Genomic DNA, 23,255 nt, shown 5'->3' on the forward strand with positions numbered 1-23,255 from the left:
TGCCTTTCATTCCACTGGGAGATTCGCGCCGCATGAAAGTTCTGATGGTCGATGTCGACGGTGTGCTGGTGCATGGGCGACCCGGCGATGGCCTGCACTACTGCACCTATCTGGAACGCGATCTCGGTCTCAAGCGTGAGGTGCTTCAGGAAGAATTCTTCAGGAGAGACCATTGGGGCGACGTCGTTACCGGCCGCGACAATCTGGAACCCCGGCTCGCCAGCGTTCTGGAGAGGATCGCGCCGGGGCTGAGCGCCTCAACGCTGATCGACTACTGGTTCGAGAACGACTCCCGCCTCGACCAAGCCTTGCTTGGCGACCTCGCGGCGCTGCGGGCCAAGGGCATCCCGATGTACCTGGCGACCAACCAGGAGCATCGCCGCGCCGCCTATCTGATGGAAAAGCTTGACCTATCCTCCTATTTCGACGGCATCTTCTATTCCGCCATGCTCGGCTACCAGAAGCCCGCGCCCGAATTCTTTCGGCTGGCGACCGAGCGCGTCGGCATCGACGCCGATGAGATCGCCTTCATCGACGATTATCCCGCCAACATAGAGGCCGCGCGGCAATTCGGCTGGAAGGCCATGCACTGGACGCCGACTTCGACGCTGAATGACGCGCTTGCCGCATTTTCACAGTGACTATGCCAACCGAGTTCAGGCGGCGATCCGCTTATAGAACAGCGTCGTATCGCAGAGCCCACCTTCCGGCCACATGGCGTAATCGGGGATGACCCCGACCCGCTGCCAGCCGAGGCGGGGATAGATGGCTTCGGCTTCGCTGCCGGTTGCGGTATCAAGCACCAGCAGGGTCTTGCCGCGCTTGGCCGCTTCACGCTCAGCCGCCGCCATCAGCAGCCGCGCCAGCCCCTTGCCACGCGCAGAGCGATGCACCAGCAATTTCTTGAGATCGCCGCGATGCGGCTGGTTCGGCATCTGCGCCGCGCCTACCTGCACGGTACCCACAACTTTGCCCTCGATCTCGGCTACCAAGAGCAGCGTAGCGCCGCTCTCGACGCTGTCGGCGACGCCTTGCCAATAGGGCATGGCGTCGGCTGGCTTATACGGCTGCATGAAGCCGACCGATGCGCCGCCATTGACGCAATCGGCGAGCACGTCGCAGAGATCAGGAGCGACGGCGCGGGCTTCGGCGGCGGAAAGAAGACGAATATCGGGCATGAAAAGGTCCTTGATGATTATGAGCGGCCGCGATCGAGGATGACGCAATAGCGCGCCGGACCCTCGCCGGGATTATGAAAGGCATGACCGTCGCCGACGCCCATGAAGAGGCAATCTCCGGGCATGAGGCGATGCGTGACATCGCGATGGGTCACTTCCATCTCGCCTTCGAACAGCCAGACATGTTGTGTCATGGCAAGGCTCGCGGCATTCGGAGGAAAACTGACGCGTGCGCCGGCAGGGAAGACGACTTCAACAACATCCACCTTCGATTCCGTCCCCGGTGGCGAGACGGCGCGTCTGACATAGCCGGTTTCCGGATCTCGCCAGACCGCTTGCTGGTCGCGGCGGGCCAATGGCGACACATCCTTATCGTCCGCGGCGAAGAAGGCCGAGAGCGACAGGCCGAGGGCTGCGCAGAGCCTCGACAACAAGGATGCCGTCGGGCTCGCCTCGGCCCGCTCGATGCGCGAAATCATGGCGCGGCTGACGGCGGAGGCATTCGCCAGCTCGTCCAGCGTCAAACCGCGGGCAATGCGCAACTGCTTGATGCGAGCCCCGATCGCCAGCTCCAAATCGTCATCCATCATTTGCTCGCACCATCCGCCTCGCAATTCCAATATAAGAGAAATGCACGATCACATAATGGAATCAAGCGCGATAATGATCTTGATAAATGGAGCGCCCGAAAAGCCTGCCTTCATGCGAATATAGCCGCCAAAACCCCGCTTTTCCGCTTTGCGGCGCGGGGCGGCGCTGCTATATGGCGCGCATGAGCACCAATTCCACCACTCCGCTTTCGCATATCCGCAACTTCTCGATCGTGGCCCATATCGACCACGGCAAATCGACGCTGGCCGACCGCCTGATCCAGACGACGGGCGGCCTCGCCGAACGCGAGATGTCGGAGCAGGTGCTGGACAATATGGAGATCGAGCGCGAGCGCGGCATCACCATCAAGGCCCAGACCGTGCGCCTGCACTACAAGGCGAACAATGGCGAGACCTATATTCTCAACCTGATCGACACGCCCGGACACGTCGACTTCGCCTATGAAGTCTCCCGCTCGCTGTCGGCCTGCGAAGGCTCGCTGCTGGTGGTCGATGCCAGCCAAGGCGTCGAAGCGCAGACGCTCGCCAACGTCTATCAGGCGATCGACAACAACCACGAACTCGTCACCGTCCTCAACAAGATCGACCTACCGGCGGCCGAACCGGACCGCATCAAGGAACAGATCGAGGAAGTGATCGGCATTGACGCCTCCGACGCCGTGCTGATCTCTGCCAAGACCGGCCTCGGCATTCCCGACGTTCTCGAAGCCATCGTGCACAAGCTGCCGGCGCCGAAGAGTGCGGGGGGCGAAAAGGCGCCGCTGAAGGCGCTGCTGGTCGATAGCTGGTACGACACCTATCTCGGCGTCATGGTTCTCGTGCGCATCATAGACGGCACGCTGACCAAGGGCCAGACCATCCGCATGATGGGCACGGATGCGAAATACCAGATCGAGCGCGTCGGCGTGCTGACGCCGAAGATGGTCGCCGTCGACAGCCTCGGCCCCGGCGAGATCGGCTTCATCACCGCATCGATCAAGGAAGTGGCCGACACCCGCGTCGGCGATACCATCACCGAGGACAAGCGCCCGACCGCTGCGCCGCTGCCTGGCTTCAAGCCGGCGCAGCCTGTCGTGTTCTGCGGTCTCTTCCCCGTCGATGCCGCCGATTTCGAGGACCTGCGCTCGGCCATGGGCAAGCTGCGCCTCAACGACGCCAGCTTCTCCTTTGAAATGGAATCTTCTGCCGCTCTCGGCTTCGGCTTCCGCTGCGGCTTCCTCGGCCTGCTGCATCTGGAAATCATCCAGGAGCGCCTGGAGCGCGAATTCAATCTCGATCTGATCGCGACGGCACCTTCCGTCGTCTATCAGCTCACCATGACTGACGGCACCGAGATCGAGCTGCACAACCCGGCCGATATGCCCGACGTCGTCAAGATTTCCGAATTCCGCGAGCCGTGGATCAAGGCGACGATCCTGACGCCGGACGATTATCTCGGCTCGATCCTGAAACTCTGTCAGGACCGCCGCGGCATCCAGACCGAGCTGACCTATGTCGGCAACCGCGCCATGATCACCTACGATCTGCCGCTCAACGAAGTCGTCTTCGACTTCTACGATCGCCTGAAGTCGATCTCCAAGGGCTATGCCTCCTTCGACTACAGCCTGACCGATTATCGCGAGAGCGATCTCGTCAAGATGTCGATCCTCGTCAATGCCGAGCCGGTGGATGCGCTCTCGATGCTCGTGCACCGCTCCGCCGCCGAAAAGCGCGGCCGCGTCATGTGCGAGAAGCTGAAGGACCTGATCCCGCAGCACATGTTCCAGATCCCGATCCAGGCCGCGATCGGCGGGCGCATCATCGCCCGCGAGACGGTGAAGGCGCTGCGCAAGGACGTGACCGCCAAGTGCTACGGTGGCGACGCCACCCGCAAGCGCAAGCTGCTCGACAAGCAGAAGGAAGGCAAGAAGCGCATGCGGCAGTTCGGCAAGGTCGAAATCCCGCAGGAAGCGTTTATTGCAGCGCTGAAGATGGGGGATGAGTGAGGGATATCTGAAGCGGTTAGATGCCCTGCTCCCTCTGTGCGATTAAATCAACCTAAAGTATTGCAATAATAAAATACATCTATAAGGTGTATTTTATTATTCTTTGCTTTTCGGGATATGGATGAGCGAGCATCGATCTCAACATTATGTGCCTCGTTGTTATCTCAAGAACTTTTCATCCGAGATAAGCTTGCGATGCATCAACCTCCTCAACATCAATCGTGAATTATCGATTCGCAATGCGCCGATAAAAAATCAATGTGAGAAGTCCTTTTTCTATGGAAAGGATTTAGTCATCGAGAAATCACTTCAGAATATCGAGGGTGATTACTCGCGTATTGCTGCTTCAATCGTCAAAGAAGAAATTCTTAGATCAGAAGAAATCGAATTCCTTCGTCAATTTACCTACCTCCAATATCTGCGAACAGACTACGCGGCCAAAAGAATGCAGATTGCACATTCGGAAATGGCTGATCTCATTTATGAGTTTGATAGCGACAGTCGCCCGAAAGATGCTGAAGAAGTTTCAATTCTTCTTGAGCTTTTTGATAGCACCAAGCATTCCATCGACGATCTAAAATTCGTCATCATCAAAAATGAAACAAGAACCAATTTCATTACAAGCGATGACCCCGCCATCGTCACAAATAGGTTTCCAAAATCCACGGGAGACCTTGGCGCCGCAGGTTTAAATAATTCTGGTTGCATATTATTTTTGCCAATAAATCCCATATATTCCATTTCTTTTTACGACGGCGGTATCTATACACTACCAGACAAACTTAAATATACTTTGCGATTAAAAAAGTATTCTGATGTTAAGGCTTTAAATCAGCTTCAAATAATTAAAGCGCAAAAGAATATATACTTTTCTACCTGGCAGGAAAGAGATGAATTATTAGCGGAGCTTTGTGAGATAAAAGACAAGCGCCCATCAAAATGGCATGAAATTCACTATGCAATAGAAGATCCACAACGTTCTCAAGACGGCTTGACCAGTTATAGAGCGGTTTACACAGCAGAAGAACGAAAGGAAGCGCAGAGAGCGCTAATACACCTACACCAGATTCCGCTGGTCCCTTCATCCTGGCCGTCGGCCATTAAGTTTCGGCGTCCGGCTCGCTATATTGACACGAAGTCGGGTGCAGGGCTCATTCGTAGACATATGTCACGCTAAGATTTTAGGTGTTGATTCTCTCCCCATACTCCTTGATGAGCCCCTCATACTCGTTCATCTCCGGCAGCGCCGGATAGCTGTGCTTTGCCGGTGTCGTCACCCAGGGCAATTTCTCGCTGGTCCAGGTCTCGACGAAAGGCGTGAACCAACTGGGGTCGTCGAGCATGGTCGGGCGCAGGTTGACGAACCAGTCGAACCCTTCCAGGCGCGTGAACATCCAAGTCATGCAGTAGGGGCAGAAATAGTGCTTCAGGTTTTCGTCGTGCATGCCGCCGATAACGGGTTCGCCTTGGGTGACTTCGAAACCTTCGCTCGGAATGGCGACGCTCAACGAATAGGCGCTGGAGGACATGCGCTGACAGCCGGTGCAATGGCAGGCCATGGTCAGGAGTGGCTTGGCGCTGATCTTCAATCGCACCGCCCCGCAACGGCATCCGCCTTTCCAGGGTAATTCTGGCTGGGTCATGATCTCGCCTCCTCCGGTTTCTATGAAATCTAGTGGCCTTGACGCCGTTGTCAAAGCCATCGTCAACGTCGCTCAGCCGTCATAATCTGACATTGCCTGCCGCTTGTTTTCACGACACCATGGCAGCGTTCGGAGATGTCCCGATGTTGAAATCACGATCGATTGCCATCGCCTTCGCGCTCGCAGTCATCAACGAGGCAGCCGTCGCTCACGCCGATGATCAGAGCCGGCTTTACCGAGCGCAGGCAATCGTTACCGGCACTGGCGCCATCAATCGCGAACTCGGCTTCAAGGATTGCCTGGGTCGCGTGCTGGTCAGGGTCAGCGGCGATCAGCGTGTGACGACGGAGAATGCCTTTCAAGCGATGCTGCCGCGTGCCGGCTCCTTCGTCGCGACCTACAGCTATCGCGATCGCCTGGAAGGTATCCCGATCCATGACGAGCAAGGCACCCACGACCGGCCGCAGGACCTCACTTGCATCTACATGCCCGATACCATCGATCAATTGCTGTCCACGCTCGGGCACAAGCCGTGGCTGTCACCGCGCCCGAAACTCGCGATTTTCTTGGTCGTACGCGATGCGCAACGCACTTTCACGCTGACCCGCGACGGTGACGAAAGCCCTTACATGATCGACGCTTTCGAAGCGGCCGCCAGACCGTTTGCCATGGCAATCATTGTGCCCAACAAGGCAATGCTGGTCAGCCGGGGCCTCACCACAACCGGTTTGGCGGGGACGGCACAGCAGGAACTCGATGCCTTGGCCAAGACCATCGGCGGCGATGTCGCCTTGGCGGGTTCGCTTGTCTGGAGCGACAAGGATCTCGGCTGGGTCGCCGATTGGTCGATGATGGAAAGTCGAAAAATCCATCACTGGCGAATCCGCGGCGTCAGCTTCGATGACGCATTTCGCAACGCTATAGGCGGGGCGGCACAGATCGCCTCCGGCAATGGAGAGCCGCAATAGATGGGCTAGCCGATTGAACCGCTCTAAGACGCCGCCTGCAGCTTCGCCTCAGCACCAATCGTCCTCACCCACGCCCGGGCGATCGTCAGCCCGGCGATCTCAGCCGCCGGTGCATTCTTTGCGGCGATCTCGGGATAGCGCTCCAGCCAGCCGGGTTCGTTGCGCTCGATCGTCGCCTTGAACTCCGTCCGCCAGCCTTCGACGACGGCGGTATTGGCCTCGAAATGGAACTGCGTGCCGTAGGTTGCGCGGCCGATGCGGAAGGCTTGGTTGCTGGTCACCGCGTTGGTGGCGAGGCGAACGGCGCCGGTCGGCAGCGAAAACGTGTCGGAGTGCCATTGGAAAATGGTGAAATCATCGCCGAGAGCAGATAGCAGCGGATCGGCCTTGCCTTCCTCGGTGACGCCGACGGTTTTCCAGCCGAATTCATGGGCGGCACCGAGAAGATTTTCCGCCTCGTAGGCGCGGGCCAGAATCTGGCTGCCGAGGCAGATGCCGAGCGCGGCCTTGTCGGCCTCCTCGAACCGACGCATGAGCCTTGCGAGCTCCGGCAGATAGGGGTGGGTGTCGTCGTCGCGGGCATTCTGCTCGCCGCCGAGCACTACCAGCGCATCATGCGCCGCTACATCGCTCGGAAGCCGCTCGCCATCCCACGCACGGAACCATTCGATCTCCGCTCCCGCTTCTTCCAGCGCGATGCCGAGGGCGCCGAGCGGCGTGTTTTTCATGTTTTCGACGATGGCGACCCGCATTCCCATGACCCCCGAATACAATTCGGGCAAAATGAACATGGGAGGGCCGACGACGCAAGAGGCCAGCTTGCGGCCGATTAAAGTTGAGCCTAAATATCAGCAAACAACAAGGAAACCGCCGATGACCGACAAGCCCCGGATCACCATTCTCTATTGTACGCAATGCAACTGGCTGCTGCGCGCCGGTTGGATGGCGCAGGAACTGCTGCAAACTTTCAGCGACAGCGTGGGCGAAGTGGCGCTGATCCCTGGCACGGGCGGCAATTTCGAAATCCGTATCGATGGCGAGCTGCTGTGGGAGCGCAAGCGCGACGGCGGCTTCCCCGGCCCGAAGGAGCTGAAGCAGCGGGTGCGCGATATCATCGATCCCGATCGCGATCTCGGCCATACCGACCGCGGATCGCTGGAGAGCTGACTACCCCATTCTCCGGCGCACCTCCGCGGCGCGCCGGCCGATATTCCGCCGACTGACATATCGAGAAGGCGCGGCCTGCGGCGCGTCTTCGCTCCGTCACTTATCTTTCCTGCCGAGGCTGATCGTGCTGGCAGCCTGCCTGACCTGAGAACCAGGCTGCTGCTTTACAGCGACGATCTTGCCCTTCTTGGGTTTCCGCGCTTCGCGGGTACTTCTCAATTGACCCTTTGCCATTTTGGGCTCCTTGCTTCGCCCGCGACCCTGTGGAAGCGGCGACATTATAGGGACTGCCCAAGTCGCGAGAAAATCAAGCGATTTATTTTCGCTTCCTCATATAGACAAGGCGAATGGATGTGCTCTGTGCTGAAACCGGCGCCAGAGGCGCTCCCGCTCACTCAATAATAGGGGGAGCGGCAGGTCTGAAAGCCGTGGTGAAGGGTGGTGTAGAGATTGGTGCCGGGATTGTAGGTCCGATAATGTTCGGAGCACCATATCTGATGCCGCGTGCGATTGTTGACCGGCGCCGGGTAGTTGGTTCTCGGCGGAACAGGATTGCGCGGCTGGATATAGATGCGGGGATTGTCAAAGCGCGACCTCCTATCGAGGCTCCGCGGCGTATAGGGAATGGGATAGCCGGGCGGGCGGTACCATTGCTGCGAGCCGAAACCGAAACAGCCGCGAGCGTCGCAAACAGTGGGCCCAACCCTCGGGGGAGGCAGGCCGAGCTTCGGGCTGTTCGAGGCCGCATTGGCGAGATCCGGTGGCGACAACAAAACGAGGCTGACGGCGCAGCCGAACGCGATCTTGCCGAAAACAGTCATGGCAGACTCCTGTTGCTGGTCTTGGCGACCCAGCATCTTTTCCCGCGGCTCGCTCTATATTTGGGGCTTCCCTCAAGGCAAAACCAGGGGCGCGAAGGCGGCTATCGGCCGCGATCGATCGGTTGATCCTTTCCCCCGCTTGTTCCATAAGAGGCGCAACATTCCGAGGAGATTGCACGTGAGCAGCTTGAAATTTGGAACCAGCGGCCTTCGCGGCCTGTCCGTCGATCTCATGGGACGGGCGTCTGCCCTTTACGCTACGGCCTATGCCCGCCACCTGTTGAAGAGCGGCCATGCGCAGCCCGGCGATCTCATCCTGGTCGGCCGCGATTTTCGCGAGTCCAGCCCGGCGATCTCGGCCACCTGCATCGGCGCGCTGAAACGCGCCGGCCTCACGCCAGTCGATTGCGGCACGGTGCCGACCCCGGCGCTGGCGCTCTACGGGCTGGAGCTCAAGGCCGCCTCGCTGATGATCACCGGCTCGCATATTCCGGCCGACCGCAACGGCATCAAATTCTACCGCCCCGACGGCGAGATCGACAAGCAGGACGAGCTGGCAATCAGCGCCGAAGCAGCCGCGATCGGCGACGCCGAGCTGGATGAGACGCCCGGCACTTGCGACGACCGGAAGGCGGAAGCCGAGGCGCTGTTCTTCGAGCGCAATGTCGCCCTGCTGCCCGCCGACAGCCTCGCCGGCCTCACCATCGGCGTCTATCAGCACAGCACCGTGGCGCGCGATCTGCTCGGCCTGGTGCTGGCCCATTACGGCGCGCGCGTCGTGCCGCTCGGCCGCTCCGAAAGCTTCATCCCGGTCGATACCGAAGCGGTCTCGGCCGAAACCATCCGCCTGTTGAAGGGCTGGGCGCCGGAGCATGGGCTGGATGCGATCGTCTCCGCCGATGGCGATGGCGACCGGCCGCTTGTCTCCGATGAAACCGGCGAGCCGCTGCGCGGCGACCTGCTCGGCCTGATTGCCGCGAATTTCCTCGGCGCGGAAGTCGTGGTGACGCCGGTCACCTCCAATTCCGGCATCGAGGCCGCCGGCTCCTACGCCGTCACCCGCACCCGCGTCGGCTCGCCCTATGTCATCGCCGGCATGGATGAGGCGCTGGCGGCCGGCAAGGCCAATGTCATGGGCTTCGAGGCCAATGGCGGCACGCTGACGGCAAGCCGCTTCATCATCGAGGGACAGACGATCCGCGCCCTGCCGACGCGCGACAGCTTCCTGCCGATCCTCGCGACGCTTTACGCCGCCGCGCGCGCAAAACAATCGCTGTCGGCCGTTGCTGCCAACTACCGCCTGCCGTTTGCCGCCGCCGACCGACTGGAGAATTTCCCGGTCGAAACCAGCGGGGCGCTGATGGCCTATCTGCGCGCCTCCGACGCCAATCTCGCCGACTTCCTGGCGCCGGTCGCCGGCGTCGCGTCAAAGAGCGATATAGACGGGCTGCGGGTGACGCTGGCCGACGGCCGAATCATCCATTTCCGCCCCTCCGGCAATGCGCCGGAGATGCGCTGCTATGTCGAAGCGGCAGATGAAAACGAGGCAAAGGCCTTGCTGGAACAGGGACTTGGCCTCATCCGCGCCTGGGCGGCGGCCCGGGGTTAACCCGGGCTTCAACTGCTTTTTTCAAGATTGCCACGAAAACTTCAAAAACCCTGTTGACACTGGACAGCCACCCCCTTACATGCGTGTCCGTCGCCCAGATGGCGGAATTGGTAGACGCGCAGGTTTCAGGTACCTGTGCCGCGAGGCGTGGAGGTTCGAGTCCTCTTCTGGGCACCAAGTTTCCGTATTTTGTTGTTCGCCGATGTGCGGAATGACCCTAAAAGGCCCCGGTTTCCGGGGTTTTTTCGTATCTGGTGTTTGAGTACTCTCTAGTCCATTTTTTGGCATCCGGAAAAATCGTTGATACCCACCGATTAGACGCAGAATCGACATTGTGCCGCAACGGCCATGGCCCAAGAGCCGCAGTTTTGGTCGAAATGAATGGACACCAAAGATGTGAGACTTGTGCGAATCGGGAGCGTGAACATACTTGCTGGAATAACGCTCCGTTTTCTGAAAGACGTCAATGCGCCTCAGTAAGCTTATTCTTCAGAACATAAAGAGTTTCCGGAATCGAACTGAGATCGATTTCAGCGCCGAAATGAATCTTTTCATTGGTCCGAATGGCGGCGGCAAAAGCAATTTGATGAATACGCTGTCGTGGGTACTGAACAGCAGATTTTATCGATCTTTTGCTTCATCACTTCACAACAACCGACAAGTCTTGCAACTTCAAAACTTCTCCGAAAATGCACCCGAACCGCATTGGGCGGAGTCCGACAAGCCATCCTACGTATGGATTGAATTCGAGGTCACTGCCGAGGATATCAAAGGTCTACGGGATCACTGGCGCAACAAAGACCGGCTGCTTGAGAAATTTCGCAGCATGATCTCTTGGGAGGGAAATCAGCATTTAGACAAAGACGAGATGGTCAGCGAGTTTGACAATAGTGTCATCGATCCCGACGCCCATAACTTGTCCCCAGGGCAAAGATTTCGGTATAAAATCTCGATAGAAAGGCGGAATCGTTACTCATTTCAGCTCGTTCCCGTCGATGATGCCGATAGACCAATAGAGGGAAATGACCGACCCCTTTATGACGCGTATCTGCGATATCTGACGGACTCTGATTTACGCAAAACGCTAACGGGCGAGCACCAGCCGTTTACACTGCCTTACATTCTCTACGCCCCCTCGCGTGAGCCAACTGATCTGTCCATAAACCTGTCGGGCGGTGCAAATATCAATGACATTGCTCGCACCTACCAAACAGAGATGCAGAACTTTGTCTTTAATAGTCGCGGGACCTCGCAGCTTCTTTCACAGGTTTCAACGTTTGTTATAGGCGCCGAGTACCTGCAAAACATTTATGTCGGTGGCACACAATTTGCTCTCCAAAAATTCGAAAATTCGCCGTTGATCAATTCACTTAGTGATGACCTCGCCGTATTTGGCTTTAAATGGCAGCTTTTGCCCCTCAACCAATTTGCGAATCATTTTCAGATTGTTATTGCCCGACCTCAAGAGGAAGGCTTCTTCTCAGTGCTTCAAGCTAGTTCGGGTGAAAGGCAACTACTCAACTTCATATTCGGATTGTCGATCGATAGTATTCGAAATTCTCTCATTATTATCGATGAGCCCGAATTGAATCTGCACCCCCGGTGGCAGAAACTGCTCTTGCGGTTCTTTCTGCGGACCCAAAAGAAGTATAATTGCCAGTTTGTGATGTCGACCCATTCGGCAAGCTTTCTTGATGAGAAAACTTTACCGCATGTCCGGCGAATCTATCGCAAGAATCAATCCAGCGCGTTGAGTAGCTCACATCACAGTGGAGCCGACCGTGGGAAATTGTCGGAAGCGGTCAAGCTACTGAACGCACAGCAGAACGAGCGAATTTTCTTCACGCAAAAGGCGGTGCTTGTTGAAGGGCAGAGCGACTTTGTCATTTGGCAAAAGCTGATAAACTTGCTGCTGGAGATATTCGGGGTTGGCGAGATCATTGAAGTTATGGAGGTTCTAGGGAGCTCGAATTTCTCGAAATATCGAGCCTTCTTGGATTTGTTCGAGATCGAGTCCTACATCGTTGCCGACCAAGACTATGTGATGAGTGTCGGTGACGACGAGATTAGAGGTGTCTTCAAAAAGTTCTATCAAGAAAACAAGACGTGCCAGAACTTGCTAAAAACCCACTCGCTCGATCGGCTCAAACTCGTGAGCGCGTTAGAGACGGCGATGGCCACCAACGACAAGGACACGCTGCAAGGCGTCTTGGATTACCTCAAAGCTCGCAATACCAAAATCGATCTTTCCAAGCTAACCATCGACGAACTGTCTGCGTTCTCGCGCTTTCGTAATGAACAAGCGGGACAAGGGGTGTTCGTTTTGGAAAAGGGCGCATTGGAGTCTTACTATTTGGTACCAGGGCAAGATGCTGGCGCCATCAAAAAGGACACCGACAAAGCAATCTCTTTTGCCGGAGATGATACCGCATTTCACGAGTGGATCGAACGAGGTGCTCGGATTCACAATGGCCAGAATCCCACAGCAAAAGACAAGATTATGGCAGAGGAGTCTGCAGAGTTTCTGACAATTGCGATGAAGATTATTGGTGTCGAACTTAATGGGGAAACGGCAGCACAAATACTCCGAGTTGTAGAACGCTCCGATTGATCGCGGATGTCTCCAAAAATTTCGATCGATCACCAATTCGTCAGCTGTCGCCCTGCCTATGGATCCGACATTGATTGGCCGAATCCCTCACCGACTCCGATTATGCCCCTTCCCCGTCGTCGAGACACAGCGCTGAACCTTGCAGCTCGGATTGTCCGAGGTCGGCACCGAGGCGCTCGACATGGTGCCGCGGTTGACGCAGGCGGCGGAGTTTGAGACGTATCGATCGTACATCATCAGATTGTTGACGCTGTGCGAAGGGTATCGCAGGACGATTTCGCCCTCTCGGGCAATTTTGTCGTGAAGAGCCGAACACGTCATGCGATGGGAGTCATAGCGGGACATTGCCATTGCGCTTGAGGCGGATAGCGCCAATGCCACGAGCAAAATGATCTTCTTCATGGGGTTTCCTCTTCTAGGTGACAGACGTCGCTATCGAAAGGAACCACATTATCCTGCATCTATTCTATCAGTTTCGTGACATAGCCATGCGCTGCCGGCAATGCAGGCAATCACGGCTGCGGCAATCACGACCCTGGACATCTGCCTATAGGGCCGGACTGAGCCGCACGATCGCGGCGAAGCGCTCCCAATTCTTGCCCGCCTTCGGCGTCCAGGCGGCTTCGGCGATGGCCGGCAGCCGGGGGAAGACGAGGCGGTTGAAATAGGCGCGGGAGAGGAAGTTTTCGAGCCAGATGCAGGCCTGCACGCCCTTCATCCGATCCTTCAGCTCCTCGGGAAACTCACCTTCCGCCTCATAGGCGTAGGTATGCGCTGGGGGTACCGTGCCGGCCCAGCTCGCGCCCGGCTCCTGCCAGGCTTCCGCCTGCACCATGTCGAGGTAATAGGCCTGGCCGGGGGTCATCACCACATCATAGCCTTCGCGCGCAAGCTCGATACCGACCTCCGGTTTCTCCCAGGCCATCAGCAGCGTACCTTCCGTGCCGACGCCGCCGCCGTGGGCGACTTCGTTCCAGCCGGCGAGCTTGCGGCCGCGTGCGGTCAGCATCGCCTTCACCCGCTTCAGGAAATAGGATTGCAGCGCGAAGGTGCCGGATATGCCTTCCCGCTCCATCAGCTTGCGGGCGAGTGGCGAGGCGAGCCACGAGCCGTTGGCCACTTCGTCGCCGCCGATGTGGATATATTCGGAGGGAAACAGCTCGACCATTTCATCGAACACTTTCCCGAGGAACTCATAGGTCGGCTCCACGGCAGGGTTAAGCGCATTGTTGGGATAGCCCTGGACGGAATGATAGCTCTCCGGCGCTTCCTGCCCGTCGGCCAGATCCGGCAGGGCGATGAGGGCGGCTGTGCTGTGGCCGGGAATATCGATTTCCGGCACGACCTCGACGCCGAGCGCCAGGGCATGGGCGACGATCTCCCTGACATCCTCATGCGAATAGAAGCCGTCCACTGGCTCGGCGCCATTGCCGAGCTGCGGCAGCAGGGGTTCGTCGGGGCCGCGCAGCACGCCGGTCGAGGTGAGCTGCGGATAGGCCTTGATCTCCAGTCGCCAAGCCTCGTCGTCGGTCAAATGCCAATGGAAGATGTTGAGCTTCAGCCAGGCGAGGATATCGATCAGCCGCTTCACATTCTCCTTCGGGTGGAATTGCCGGGAGACATCGAGATGGCAGCCGCGCCAGCCGTAACGCGGCTGGTCGGAGATCGTGCCGGTGATCGGAAAGCGGAATTTGCCGGGTTCGCGCCGCGCGCCGTCCAGAAGCTGCGCCAAGGTCGTCAAAGCATAAAGGCGGCCGGCCTCATTGCTATAGGCAAGCGTGATCTCTTCGGCCGAGAAAGTGAGCTGATAAGCTTCCTTGGCGAGAGCCGGCCGCTCGACGAAGCGCAAGGGCCTGCCCTGCGGCGCGGCGATGAGGCTGAATGGTGCGTGATTGGCCGGAAACAGGCGCTGGAAGAGCGCCAGCGCCGTCGCAACTGCCTTCAGGCTGGCAGCATCGGTTCCCTTGACGGGATAGAGCACGACCGGAAAGCTTTCGCCCGGCTTGGCATCGATCGCCGCTGGCCAAGGCTGGATGGCGAAGGGAAGATCGAGCTTGCCTTCCGGCAGCAGCACCGGCGGCGGCTCGCTGACGCGACCTTCAAGCAGGAGATCGGTGACGGACACCGGCACATGGCTGCCGTCGGACAGTGTCAGATAGGCGGATTTGGCGCCATCGGTGCAATGTTTCGCTGTCCGGTTCAGGCCACTGACGCTGAAGGTCCAGCTTTCGCCCGATGCCAGGGAGAGGCCGGCAGGCGGGGCGAATTCATGGAAATTGGCGTTGCGGCGCAGGAAGACGGCATTGTCGCAAGCCTTGGGATCGATGACGCGCGTCAGCGAGGTATAGACAAGGCGGAAACCGGTGAGCGGCGCATCCGAGAGATTGATCAGCGTAAAGGTCAGGCGGCCGTTCGGTCCGCCATCGGAGGACCAGGTGTTTTCGAGATGATAGGAAGCCGGCTGCATATCTATTCTCTCCTTAACGACAAGCGTTCAATAATGATCGGACTGTGAAAATGTATGCGCCAGCTCGGCCTGCCCCGCCGTCAGGCCGCAATCGACCGGCAGGCAGACGCCGGTGATGGCGCTGGCAAGCGGGCCGGCGAGAAAGGCAACGGCATTGGCGACATCGGCCGGATCGACGACGCGCTGCAGCGGATACCAGCGACGGGCCTCTTCGAAGACATTGGGATTGGCCGCCGCACGCGCCTCCCAGGCCTGCGTGCGCACCGTGCCCGGCGCGACCGCATTGGCGCGGATGCCGAACTTGCCGTATTCAACCGCGACCAACCGGGTGAAATGCAACAAACCAGCCTTGGCGGCGCTATAGGCGGGATGGCCGAAGACGGCCATGCCGTTGACCGAGGCGATGTTGATCAGCGATCCCTTTGACGCCTTCAGCATATCCTCGACGGCACGGAAACAGAGGAAGGCGGCTTCGAGATTAAGGGCATTGTCGGCGCGCCAGATATCCGGCGTCGTATCATGCAGGCTGACGGCGCGGGCCGCACCCGCATTGTTGACCAGGGTCTTGACCATACCCAGTCCCGCGGCGGCCTTTGCCATTTCGGCAAGGTCGGCCTCGCCGGTGACATCGGTTTTCAGGGCGACGAAGCGTTCCGCCGGCCCCAGCTCCTCCGCAGCCTTTCGAACGGCAGAGGCATCGATATCGACCAGCAGGACGATATCGTGATCATCCGCGAGACGCCGGGCAATGGCGCGGCCGATATCGCCGGCAGCTCCGGTAACGATGGCGACGGATCGGGTCATGCATCTCTCCCCTGCTGCGTTTCTGTTCTTTCGCAATTCCGGACGGAAAGCGGCTCACGCACTTTTCCTAAAGCTCGTGGCGATCTTTCAGATTCGCTCCCACGCTTTAGCTCCTTGTTTTTGCATGGCGTTTTCGCAAAACCGCCGCACACTTTTGCGCGACATGCATTAGAATTGCTTTAGTCCCCGAGAAGCTGGCGGTCGTCGCCGTCGCGATGAGTGACGAGCTGCTGCTTGATGCGGCGCAGCGTTACCGTCGCTTGCGGCTGGATGCGGTAGGCGACAAGGCTGGCGAGGATGTCCACGACCGCAAGATAGGCGATGCGCGTCGATGTCGGGCGATAGATATTGTTGCCCTCGGGCAAATCGACCGGCACGGTGATGTCAGCGGCAAGCGCCACCGGACTGTGGCTCTGCGTCAACGCAATCGTCGGCACCTTGGCTTCGCGGGCGAGCATAAAGGCCCGCACCAGCTCGGCATTGCGGCCCGACAGCGACGAACCGATCAGCACGTCCGTCGGCTTGGCGGCGGCGGCCATCATCAACTGCATGCTGTGATCGGAACTGGCGGTGACGCGCAGGCCGAGGCGGAACAGCCTGTTCTGCAGCTCGCTGGCGATCATCGAGGAATTGCCGCCGGAGCCGAAGGCGTAGATCATCTCGGCGCCGGCAAGCCTGTTGGAGGCCTGCTCGATGGCGGGGATATCCAGCCCGCGATGCAGCAGGAACAGCGCATTCTGCGCCTTGGTGATGATGTCCTGCGCGACATCCGCCGGCGCGATGCTCTTCGGCTCCGGCTTGATGTAGCGCATGCCGACATAGGCGGTGCGGGCAAGCTGCACCTTGAAATCGGAAAAGCTCTCGCAGCCGAGCCGACGGCAGAAGCGCGTCACGGTCGGCGGCGAAACATCCGCCTTGCCGGCAAGCTCGATAATGGAGGCGTTGACCGCAAATTCGAAATCGTTGAGGACGATGTCGGCAATGCGGTTTTCCGACTGCGACAACCGCCCTCTTTCCTCCTGCATGGTCGTGAAAATATCCACAGACGTCCCCCATTTTAATGCACAATCCTATCCAAAAGCCGCTATGCGCCCTTCCAAGATCATGCAGCCCCTGACAGTCTTCCTACCTCACGCTTCCGGCGCCTTGTAGGCGATGCAGTCGATCTCCACCTTGCAATCCACCATCATCGACGACTGCACGCAGGCGCGCGCCGGCGGATGCGCGCCGAAGTAGTCCTGGTAGATCTTGTTGAAGCTCCAGAAATCACGGGGATCATCGAGCCACACGCCGACGCGGACGACATGCTCGAGGTCATAGCCGGCTTCATGGAGAATGGCGATGAGGTTGCCGATCGCCTTATGAGTCTGGGCGACGATGCCGCCATCGATGATCTCACCATCTTCCATGGCAACCTGGCCGGAGACATGGAGCCAGCCATTGGCTTCGACAGCGCGCGCGAAAGGCAGCGGCTTGCCGCCCGCACCCGTCTGGACAGCGCCATAACGCTTGATGGTCATTTCAATCCTGCAAATTATTTTCGTGACACGTTGACAAATGACCATAGAAAGCAGAATTTGACCAGTGAAAATCGCAATTTATGAAAAGAATTTCAATATTGGCGGGTACAATGCGCGATCCCTTTAAAAATCCCTTCCCTGCCGACGACGCTGCCCGGCACGCAATCTGGGAGATGCTGGTGCCGCGCGATATCGACGCTTTTCTCGCAGCCGACTGGTCGCAGGTGGCAGATGATTTCGTCGAAGACGGCTTCATCGGCATCGACGGCCGCCGCGAAGTTAGCCCGGACAAGTGGCGCCTCACCTTCCCGACGCTTGCGGCCTACCGCGACGAATGGTTGCGGCAAGCACGCGATTTCGCCAGCCAATCCTTTGCGGAAGACCCGCGCACCGCAATCTTTACGACGACTACGCTGGAAGACATCGAGATCGAAGGCGATATGGCGCTGGTGCGCAAGAAATTCGACGGCAGCCTGAAGAAAGCCGATGGCGACGTCGATGTGCTGAAATGGCAGACGCTTTATTATTGCCGTCTGGATAATGGCCGCTGGAAGATTTCCGGCTTTACCGGTTATCTGCCGAACCCAATGGAATAGAGGCGACGGCGTTGCGCATTTTTACCGCGGTGCTCGCGACCGAGACGAACACATTTTCTCCGATCTGCGTCGATCGGCGCGCCTTCGAGGCTTCCCTCTATGCGCCGCCGGGCGAACATCCGGAGACGCCGACGCTTTGTTCGGCGCCGATCACGGTCGGCCGGCGAGTGGCCGCGGAAAGGGGCTGGGAGCTGATCGAGGGCACGGCCGCCTGGGCAGACCCGGCCGGCCTGGTGAACCGCACGGCCTATGAGGGCCTGCGTGACGAAATCCTCGACCAGCTTCGCGCCGCCATGCCGGTCGACGCCGTCGTGCTCGGCCTGCATGGCGCGATGGTTGCCGCCGGCTACGAGGATCCCGAGGGCGATTTCCTGTCGCGGGTCCGTCAGATCGTCGGGCCGGACATTCTCGTCGGTGCTGAACTTGATCCACACAGCCATCTGACGAAAAAGCGTCTCGCAGCGGCAAATTTCTTCGTCTACTTCAAGGAATTCCCGCATACGGACTTCGTCGATCGCGCCGAAGATCTCTGGCGCATCGCCGTCGATACGCTGGAGGGCCGGGTAAAGCCGGTCATGTCGGCCTTCGATTGCCGCATGATCGACGTCTTTCCGACCTCGCGCGAGCCGATGCGCTCCTTCGTCGACAAGATCATGGCGCTCGAGAAAAGCGATGCGGATATCCTGTCCATCTCCGTGATCCACGGTTTCATGGCCGGCGACGTGCCGGAAATGGGTACGAAACTGCTGGTCGTCACCGATAATAAGCCGGATAAGGGTTCCGCCCTCGCCCGGGACCTCGGCTTGGAACTCTTTTCCAAGCGCGGCACCTTCATGATGCCGCAGATCGACGAAAAGCAGGCCGTGACCGAGGCCATGGCTGCCAGTTCGGGGGCCGCACGCTCGGGTCCGGTCGTCATCGCCGATGTCTGGGACAATCCCGGCGGCGGCACGGCGGGCGATGCGACCGTCATCCTCGAAGAATTGCTGACCCGCGGCGCCCGCGACACGGCGATCGGCACGATCTGGGACCCGATGGCGGTGCAGATTTGCATGGCGGCCGGCGAAGGTGCGGAAATTCCGCTGCGCTTCGGAGCGAAATCTGCGCCCGGCACCGGCAATCCGATCGACGGCGTCGTCAAGGTCGTGCGTCTGGTCGCCAATGCCGAAATGCGCTTCGGCGAAAGCCTGGCGCCCTTCGGCGATGCGGCGCATATCGAATTCGAAGGCATCGACATCATCCTCAATTCGACGCGCGCCCAAAGCTTCGATCCGAGCCTTTTCTCGGTGATGGGCATCGACCCTACGCAGAAGAAGATTCTGGTGATCAAGTCGACCAACCACTTCTTCGCATCCTTCTCCAAGATCGCGTCGGAAATCCTTTACTGTTCGGCCGGAACGCCCTATCCGAACAATCCGGCGCGCACGCCCTATCGCCGCGCGCCCAAGGATATATGGCCGATGGTTGCCGACCCGCATGGGTCACAAGAGGGAGCTGCCTGATATGGCGCAGGACATCGTCTCGGACATCAGCCCCAAGCCAGGCGACCGCATTGACGATCTTTCGACGCCGCGCCCGATCATCGACGAAGACCGCATGATGGCGAATATCGCCCGCGTGCAATCCTATATGGATGCGCATGGGCTGAACTTCCGGCCGCATATCAAGACGCACAAGATCCCTGCGCTGGCGAGCGCCCAGGTGGCGGCAGGCGCCAAGGGGATCAACTGCCAGAAGATCACCGAGGCCGAGGTGTTCGCCCATGCCGGCTTCGAAGATATCCTCATCACCTTCAACATCCTCGGTCCGGAAAAGCGCGCTCGCCTCTCTGACCTCAACGATCGCATTTCCGGGTTGAAAGTCGTCGCCGACAGCACGGTTACGGTCGACGGCCTGTCAGCCCATTTCGCGACGCGCAAACCGCTCACCGTGCTGGTGGAGTGCGATACAGGCGGCGGGCGCTGTGGCGTGCAGTCGCCGGAAGAGGCCGCGGCATTGGCAAGGCATATTGCCGGCAGGCCGGGCCTGACCTTCGGCGGCCTGATGACATATCCGAAGCCAAATAGCGCTGCCGCCATACAGGCTTTTCTGGCCGAGACCATCTCGCTCCTGAAGCGTGATGGCATCGCATGCCCCATCGTCAGCAGCGGCGGCTCGCCGAGCCTCTACGAGGCGCATCTGGTGACGGCGGCCACTGAGCACCGTGCGGGCACCTATATCTACAACGATCGGTCCATGGTGCGGGCGGGCCATTGCAGCGAGGACGATTGCGCCATGCATATCCTCGCGACCGTCGTCTCGCGCCCAACGCCAGACCGCGCCGTCATCGACGCCGGTTCCAAAGCGCTGACCTCCGATCTCCTCGGCTTTTCGGACTACGGCACCGTGGTCGGCTACCCCGAAGCGGTCATCACAAATCTCTCGGAAGAGCATGGGGGGATGGATCTTTCGAAATGCGCCGGGGCTCGTCCGGTAATCGGCGAGAAGATCCGCATCATCCCCAACCATACCTGCGTCGTTTCTAACCTGTTCGATCGCATGGTGTTTCACCGCGACGGCATCGTGACCCGCATCGAGGATGTCGCGGCGCGCGGGCTGGTCTGGTAGGGCGCCGCTGATTGTGCCAACCACCCGCTCTCGTGGTTCGAGGGCGCTGCGCGCCACCTCACCATGAGGGCTCACCTTCCGCGCCTCGCGGCTGCATATATCGTCTTTGCGTTGATGCGTGGTGGCCGCTCGGCCTCATCCTGAGGAGCACTGACACGGGAGCGCTTGCGGACTTGGCAGGGCCTCGAAGGACGAGGCGGCCCCAAGGGCTTTCACGAAGAAGGTGTGCCCAACAGCTCCATATCGATATCCGTCAGCTCCACCTTGCGCTCGAAAGCCAGGCCGTTCTCATCGAAAAGATGGCAGTCGGCCAGGCGGATGCCCGTGACCAGCGGCACATCCGTGCGGATGGCGACGCTTCCCGGCAGCGTGGCGCAAAAATTCTCGCCGCTATAACGCTCCAGCGCCGCATAGGCGACCGTCTGTGCCCCCAGCCGCTCGATCACTGTCGGCATGACTGTCAGGGATATATCGCCGCCGCCAAGCTGCACATGCTCCGGCCTGATGCCAAGCGTGAGCTCCTTCCCGACGACGCCGTCTCGCGGGGCGACCGGCAGCAGCGCCGTCTGGCCTTTGTACTCCACCTCGACGCCTGCCTCGGTGACGCTCTTGCAGGTCACGGGCAGGAAATTCATCTTGGGGTTACCGATGAAACTCGCGACGAATTTATTTGCCGGCTTATGATAAAGCTCCAGCGGCTCGCCGGTCTGCGCGATCTCGCCGGCGTTCAGGACGACGATCCGGTCGGCCATGGTCATGGCTTCGACCTGGTCGTGGGTCACATAGATCATCGTTGCCTGCAACTGACGGTGCAGCTTGGCAAGTTCGATGCGCATATCGGCGCGCAGGGCCGCGTCGAGGTTCGACAGCGGCTCGTCGAACAGGAAGATTTTCGGCTCACGGACGATCGCCCGGCCGATGGCGACGCGCTGGCGCTGGCCGCCCGACAGCATGCCCGGCTTTTGCTGCAGGCGTTGATCGAGATGCAATATGCGGGCGGCGTGCTCTACCCTGGCCTTGAGCTTGTCTTCCGCCATCTTCTCGACGCGCAAGGGAAAGGCGATATTCTCGAACACCGTCATATGCGGATAAAGGGCGTAGGACTGAAAGACCATGGCGATGCCGCGCTTGACCGGAGGCAGGTCGTTGACGCGCGCGCCATCGATGACGATGTCGCCGCTCGTGACACCGTCGAGGCCGGCGATCATCCGAAGCAGGGTCGACTTGCCGCAACCGGAGGGGCCGACGAAAACGACGAACTCGCCATCCATAACGTCAAGCTCGACGCCTTTGATGACTTCGAAGTGGCCGTAGAATTTCCTGACCTGGTTAAGGTGAAGCTTTCCCAAACTCTGTCTCCGCGCGGCGCCGCCATCAGGCGGGCGGGGCTCAAAAGGCCGCGCGCGATGCGCGCGGCCCGGCGATTTGCAAGCCTATTTATATTGCTCGAGATCCCCGGCTGCCTTCTTCAAGGCATCCGCCGGCTGGGCCTTGCCGGTCACAACGGACTGGACCATCTCGATCATGACGTTCTGAAAGCCCTTATAGTCCTTGAACAGCGGTTCCGGACCACCATAGCCGATGCCGTCGATGAACGGCTTCCAGAAAGGATCCTTCTTTTCGAACTCATCGACCATGGGCGAAGGACGCAGAGGCGTCAGACCGGCGCCGCCTTGCAGTTCGTATTCGCCCTGCGGACCGGGAGAGGTGATGAACTTGGCGAATTCGATTGCCTTGTCCTCGACGCCGGTGCCCTTGAAGACCGCAAGGCTGTCGGTGATGAGCAGCGTGCCTTGGCCCTTGGCTGAAGGACCGAGCGGCAGCGGTGCGACGCCCCAGTTGATCTTCGTCTCCTTCAGGCGATAGGCAGCACCCGAGCCCGCCTGGATCATGCCGACTTTGCCGTCCAGGAAGATGGCGCGCACTTCGTTCTGTTCGTAAGCGGTCGGTCCTTCGACGGAATAAGGCGTGATATCCTTATAGGCTTGAAGGGCGGCCAGCACTTCCGGGCTGTCGAGGACGATCTTGTCGCCGTCGATCACCTTGCCGTTGTTGGTGTAAACCCAGTGCAGGAACTGGTGCATGGTGTTGTCGAACGTCTTGGCCGACAATCCATAGCCGGGGATACCGGTCTTCTCCTTGATCGCCTTGGCATCGGCAATTTCCTCGGCCCAGGTGGTCGGCGGCTTTTCCGGATCGAGACCCGCTTGCTTGAAGAGGTCCTTGTTCCAATAGAGCGCCTTGGTCGAGAAGGCGATCGGAACACCCCACTGCTGGCCGTCGGAGGTGACGGTATCGACGATATTCGGATAGTAGCTCTTCTTCTCCTCGTCCGTCATCGGCATCGGAACGATTAGATCATTCTCCGCAAACTGCTTGAGGGTGCGCGAGCCGACATAGGCCATGGCGACCGGCGTGCCGGCCGCGGCGAGCGTCGTCGCCTTATCCTGGCACTGCTCCCAGCCGACGACTTCCGGCTTGACCGCCCAGCCGGGATTCTTGTCTTCCCACTGCTTGATATATTTCACATGGATCGGATCGATGCTGTCGCCGCAATAGATCCAGCTAATTTCCTTGTCGGCGGCTTGAGCATTCACGGCCCCAAGCGCAGTGGAGCCGAGCAAAGCAAGGGCCAACAGCCCTGTTTTGAAATGGAATGTCACGTTTA

The 23,255-nt window shown here is 59.2% G+C and carries 23 protein-coding genes and 1 tRNA gene; 11 read left to right on the plus strand and 13 right to left on the minus strand.

Annotated features, from left to right (window positions below; genetic code table 11):
- Positions 1–32 precede the first annotated feature (32 nt).
- Complete coding sequence (locus tag ACXHXG_RS05940) at positions 33–641, plus strand: HAD family hydrolase (RefSeq protein WP_457898718.1); 609 nt, start codon at positions 33–35, stop codon at positions 639–641.
- Between the two features lie 15 nt (positions 642–656).
- On the opposite strand, the gene ACXHXG_RS05945 is transcribed toward ACXHXG_RS05940, so the two are convergent.
- Together ACXHXG_RS05945 and ACXHXG_RS05950 are read right to left on the minus strand one after the other, a co-directional pair.
- Positions 657–1,178 (minus strand): GNAT family N-acetyltransferase, encoded by a 522-nt coding sequence (locus ACXHXG_RS05945; protein WP_104821687.1) that lies wholly within the window; start codon positions 1,176–1,178, stop codon positions 657–659.
- A 17-nt stretch (positions 1,179–1,195) separates the two neighbouring features.
- Positions 1,196–1,765 carry a helix-turn-helix domain-containing protein gene (locus ACXHXG_RS05950; RefSeq protein ID WP_283051420.1) on the minus strand — a complete coding sequence of 190 codons (570 nt, stop codon included), beginning with the start codon at positions 1,763–1,765 and terminating at the stop codon, positions 1,196–1,198.
- Positions 1,766–1,941: 176 nt separating this feature from the next.
- Between ACXHXG_RS05950 and lepA the strand changes: the two genes are divergently transcribed.
- Together lepA and ACXHXG_RS05960 are read left to right on the plus strand one after the other, a co-directional pair.
- A complete protein-coding gene (gene lepA / locus ACXHXG_RS05955; RefSeq protein ID WP_104824951.1) occupies positions 1,942–3,774 on the plus strand; it encodes a translation elongation factor 4 in 1,833 nt (610 codons plus the stop codon).
- A gap of 121 nt (positions 3,775–3,895) precedes the next feature.
- Positions 3,896–4,951, plus strand: a complete 1,056-nt coding sequence (locus ACXHXG_RS05960) for a DUF4238 domain-containing protein (protein WP_457898719.1) — start codon at positions 3,896–3,898, stop codon at positions 4,949–4,951.
- 4 nt (positions 4,952–4,955) lie between these two features.
- Here the strand turns inward: ACXHXG_RS05960 and ACXHXG_RS05965 are convergent, their stop codons facing one another.
- Positions 4,956–5,417 (minus strand): GFA family protein, encoded by a 462-nt coding sequence (locus ACXHXG_RS05965; protein ID WP_457898720.1) that lies wholly within the window; start codon positions 5,415–5,417, stop codon positions 4,956–4,958.
- A 143-nt stretch (positions 5,418–5,560) separates the two neighbouring features.
- On the opposite strand from ACXHXG_RS05965, the gene ACXHXG_RS05970 reads away from it, so the two are divergent.
- Positions 5,561–6,385, plus strand: coding sequence for a DUF2066 domain-containing protein (locus ACXHXG_RS05970; protein ID WP_457898721.1), 825 nt, complete (start codon positions 5,561–5,563; stop codon positions 6,383–6,385).
- Positions 6,386–6,408: 23 nt separating this feature from the next.
- Here ACXHXG_RS05970 and ACXHXG_RS05975 read toward each other — a convergent pair whose 3' ends face one another.
- Positions 6,409–7,137, minus strand: a complete 729-nt coding sequence (locus ACXHXG_RS05975) for a type 1 glutamine amidotransferase (RefSeq protein ID WP_457898722.1) — start codon at positions 7,135–7,137, stop codon at positions 6,409–6,411.
- A gap of 121 nt (positions 7,138–7,258) precedes the next feature.
- On the opposite strand from ACXHXG_RS05975, the gene ACXHXG_RS05980 reads away from it, so the two are divergent.
- Positions 7,259–7,552 carry an Rdx family protein gene (locus tag ACXHXG_RS05980; RefSeq protein WP_028750867.1) on the plus strand — a complete coding sequence of 98 codons (294 nt, stop codon included), beginning with the start codon at positions 7,259–7,261 and terminating at the stop codon, positions 7,550–7,552.
- Between the two features lie 96 nt (positions 7,553–7,648).
- Here the strand turns inward: ACXHXG_RS05980 and ACXHXG_RS05985 are convergent, their stop codons facing one another.
- Both ACXHXG_RS05985 and ACXHXG_RS05990 read right to left on the minus strand, forming a co-directional pair.
- The gene (locus tag ACXHXG_RS05985; protein ID WP_199773510.1) at positions 7,649–7,786 is read right to left on the minus strand and encodes a hypothetical protein; all 138 of its coding nucleotides are present in this window, start codon (positions 7,784–7,786) and stop codon (positions 7,649–7,651) included.
- A 161-nt stretch (positions 7,787–7,947) separates the two neighbouring features.
- Positions 7,948–8,373: a BA14K family protein gene (locus ACXHXG_RS05990; RefSeq protein ID WP_104821683.1), complete on the minus strand. Its 426-nt coding sequence runs from the start codon at positions 8,371–8,373 to the stop codon at positions 7,948–7,950.
- A gap of 187 nt (positions 8,374–8,560) precedes the next feature.
- Between ACXHXG_RS05990 and ACXHXG_RS05995 the strand changes: the two genes are divergently transcribed.
- From ACXHXG_RS05995 to ACXHXG_RS06005, 3 genes are all read left to right on the plus strand, one after another.
- The gene (locus ACXHXG_RS05995) at positions 8,561–9,982 is read left to right on the plus strand and encodes a phosphomannomutase (protein ID WP_457898830.1); all 1,422 of its coding nucleotides are present in this window, start codon (positions 8,561–8,563) and stop codon (positions 9,980–9,982) included.
- Between the two features lie 92 nt (positions 9,983–10,074).
- Positions 10,075–10,159, plus strand: a tRNA-Leu gene (locus tag ACXHXG_RS06000).
- A gap of 289 nt (positions 10,160–10,448) precedes the next feature.
- On the plus strand, positions 10,449–12,593 hold the full coding sequence (locus ACXHXG_RS06005; protein WP_457898723.1) for an AAA family ATPase: 2,145 nt from the start codon (positions 10,449–10,451) through the stop codon (positions 12,591–12,593).
- A gap of 87 nt (positions 12,594–12,680) precedes the next feature.
- On the opposite strand, the gene ACXHXG_RS06010 is transcribed toward ACXHXG_RS06005, so the two are convergent.
- The 5 genes from ACXHXG_RS06010 to ACXHXG_RS06030 all read right to left on the minus strand — a co-directional run bounded on the left by ACXHXG_RS06010 (position 12,681) and on the right by ACXHXG_RS06030 (position 17,384).
- A complete protein-coding gene (locus ACXHXG_RS06010; protein ID WP_283048610.1) occupies positions 12,681–12,995 on the minus strand; it encodes a hypothetical protein in 315 nt (104 codons plus the stop codon).
- 145 nt (positions 12,996–13,140) lie between these two features.
- Entirely contained in the window at positions 13,141–15,060 is a 1,920-nt protein-coding gene (locus ACXHXG_RS06015; protein ID WP_457898724.1) for a beta-N-acetylhexosaminidase, read from the minus strand.
- A 27-nt stretch (positions 15,061–15,087) separates the two neighbouring features.
- A complete protein-coding gene (locus ACXHXG_RS06020) occupies positions 15,088–15,864 on the minus strand; it encodes an SDR family oxidoreductase (protein WP_457898725.1) in 777 nt (258 codons plus the stop codon).
- A gap of 179 nt (positions 15,865–16,043) precedes the next feature.
- Positions 16,044–16,907 carry a MurR/RpiR family transcriptional regulator gene (locus ACXHXG_RS06025; protein WP_104821677.1) on the minus strand — a complete coding sequence of 288 codons (864 nt, stop codon included), beginning with the start codon at positions 16,905–16,907 and terminating at the stop codon, positions 16,044–16,046.
- Positions 16,908–16,994: 87 nt separating this feature from the next.
- Positions 16,995–17,384, minus strand: coding sequence for a RidA family protein (locus ACXHXG_RS06030; RefSeq protein WP_104821676.1), 390 nt, complete (start codon positions 17,382–17,384; stop codon positions 16,995–16,997).
- 110 nt (positions 17,385–17,494) lie between these two features.
- Here ACXHXG_RS06030 and ACXHXG_RS06035 point away from each other — a divergent pair, with 110 nt between their 5' ends.
- Genes ACXHXG_RS06035 through ACXHXG_RS06045 form a run of 3 tightly spaced genes read left to right on the plus strand, consistent with a single transcriptional unit; the run spans position 17,495 to position 20,587 of the window.
- Entirely contained in the window at positions 17,495–17,980 is a 486-nt protein-coding gene (locus tag ACXHXG_RS06035) for a hypothetical protein (RefSeq protein ID WP_457898726.1), read from the plus strand.
- An 11-nt stretch (positions 17,981–17,991) separates the two neighbouring features.
- Positions 17,992–19,482, plus strand: a complete 1,491-nt coding sequence (locus ACXHXG_RS06040) for a M81 family metallopeptidase (protein WP_457898727.1) — start codon at positions 17,992–17,994, stop codon at positions 19,480–19,482.
- Position 19,483: 1 nt separating this feature from the next.
- Positions 19,484–20,587, plus strand: a complete 1,104-nt coding sequence (locus ACXHXG_RS06045) for a D-TA family PLP-dependent enzyme (protein WP_457898728.1) — start codon at positions 19,484–19,486, stop codon at positions 20,585–20,587.
- Between the two features lie 212 nt (positions 20,588–20,799).
- On the opposite strand, the gene ACXHXG_RS06050 is transcribed toward ACXHXG_RS06045, so the two are convergent.
- Both ACXHXG_RS06050 and ACXHXG_RS06055 read right to left on the minus strand, forming a co-directional pair.
- Complete coding sequence (locus ACXHXG_RS06050; RefSeq protein ID WP_104821672.1) at positions 20,800–21,936, minus strand: ABC transporter ATP-binding protein; 1,137 nt, start codon at positions 21,934–21,936, stop codon at positions 20,800–20,802.
- Positions 21,937–22,020: 84 nt separating this feature from the next.
- The gene (locus tag ACXHXG_RS06055) at positions 22,021–23,250 is read right to left on the minus strand and encodes an ABC transporter substrate-binding protein (protein ID WP_283048601.1); all 1,230 of its coding nucleotides are present in this window, start codon (positions 23,248–23,250) and stop codon (positions 22,021–22,023) included.
- Positions 23,251–23,255 lie beyond the last annotated feature (5 nt).

The organism is Rhizobium sp. LEGMi-198b (genome assembly GCF_054114205.1).

What these genes read in the sequence shown, in the direction of transcription:
- ACXHXG_RS05940 (WP_457898718.1), top strand. Translation starts at nt 33, where the DNA reads ATGAAAGTTCTGATGGTCGATGTCGACGGTGTGCTGGTGCATGGGCGA.
- ACXHXG_RS05945 (WP_104821687.1), bottom strand. Translation starts at nt 1,178, where the DNA reads ATGCCCGATATTCGTCTTCTTTCCGCCGCCGAAGCCCGCGCCGTCGCT.
- ACXHXG_RS05950 (WP_283051420.1), bottom strand. Translation starts at nt 1,765, where the DNA reads ATGGATGACGATTTGGAGCTGGCGATCGGGGCTCGCATCAAGCAGTTG.
- lepA (WP_104824951.1), top strand. Translation starts at nt 1,942, where the DNA reads ATGGCGCGCATGAGCACCAATTCCACCACTCCGCTTTCGCATATCCGC.
- ACXHXG_RS05960 (WP_457898719.1), top strand. Translation starts at nt 3,896, where the DNA reads ATGAGCGAGCATCGATCTCAACATTATGTGCCTCGTTGTTATCTCAAG.
- ACXHXG_RS05965 (WP_457898720.1), bottom strand. Translation starts at nt 5,417, where the DNA reads ATGACCCAGCCAGAATTACCCTGGAAAGGCGGATGCCGTTGCGGGGCG.
- ACXHXG_RS05970 (WP_457898721.1), top strand. Translation starts at nt 5,561, where the DNA reads ATGTTGAAATCACGATCGATTGCCATCGCCTTCGCGCTCGCAGTCATC.
- ACXHXG_RS05975 (WP_457898722.1), bottom strand. Translation starts at nt 7,137, where the DNA reads ATGCGGGTCGCCATCGTCGAAAACATGAAAAACACGCCGCTCGGCGCC.
- ACXHXG_RS05980 (WP_028750867.1), top strand. Translation starts at nt 7,259, where the DNA reads ATGACCGACAAGCCCCGGATCACCATTCTCTATTGTACGCAATGCAAC.
- ACXHXG_RS05985 (WP_199773510.1), bottom strand. Translation starts at nt 7,786, where the DNA reads ATGGCAAAGGGTCAATTGAGAAGTACCCGCGAAGCGCGGAAACCCAAG.
- ACXHXG_RS05990 (WP_104821683.1), bottom strand. Translation starts at nt 8,373, where the DNA reads ATGACTGTTTTCGGCAAGATCGCGTTCGGCTGCGCCGTCAGCCTCGTT.
- ACXHXG_RS06005 (WP_457898723.1), top strand. Translation starts at nt 10,449, where the DNA reads ATGCGCCTCAGTAAGCTTATTCTTCAGAACATAAAGAGTTTCCGGAAT.
- ACXHXG_RS06010 (WP_283048610.1), bottom strand. Translation starts at nt 12,995, where the DNA reads ATGAAGAAGATCATTTTGCTCGTGGCATTGGCGCTATCCGCCTCAAGC.
- ACXHXG_RS06015 (WP_457898724.1), bottom strand. Translation starts at nt 15,060, where the DNA reads ATGCAGCCGGCTTCCTATCATCTCGAAAACACCTGGTCCTCCGATGGC.
- ACXHXG_RS06020 (WP_457898725.1), bottom strand. Translation starts at nt 15,864, where the DNA reads ATGACCCGATCCGTCGCCATCGTTACCGGAGCTGCCGGCGATATCGGC.
- ACXHXG_RS06030 (WP_104821676.1), bottom strand. Translation starts at nt 17,384, where the DNA reads ATGACCATCAAGCGTTATGGCGCTGTCCAGACGGGTGCGGGCGGCAAG.
- ACXHXG_RS06035 (WP_457898726.1), top strand. Translation starts at nt 17,495, where the DNA reads ATGCGCGATCCCTTTAAAAATCCCTTCCCTGCCGACGACGCTGCCCGG.
- ACXHXG_RS06045 (WP_457898728.1), top strand. Translation starts at nt 19,484, where the DNA reads ATGGCGCAGGACATCGTCTCGGACATCAGCCCCAAGCCAGGCGACCGC.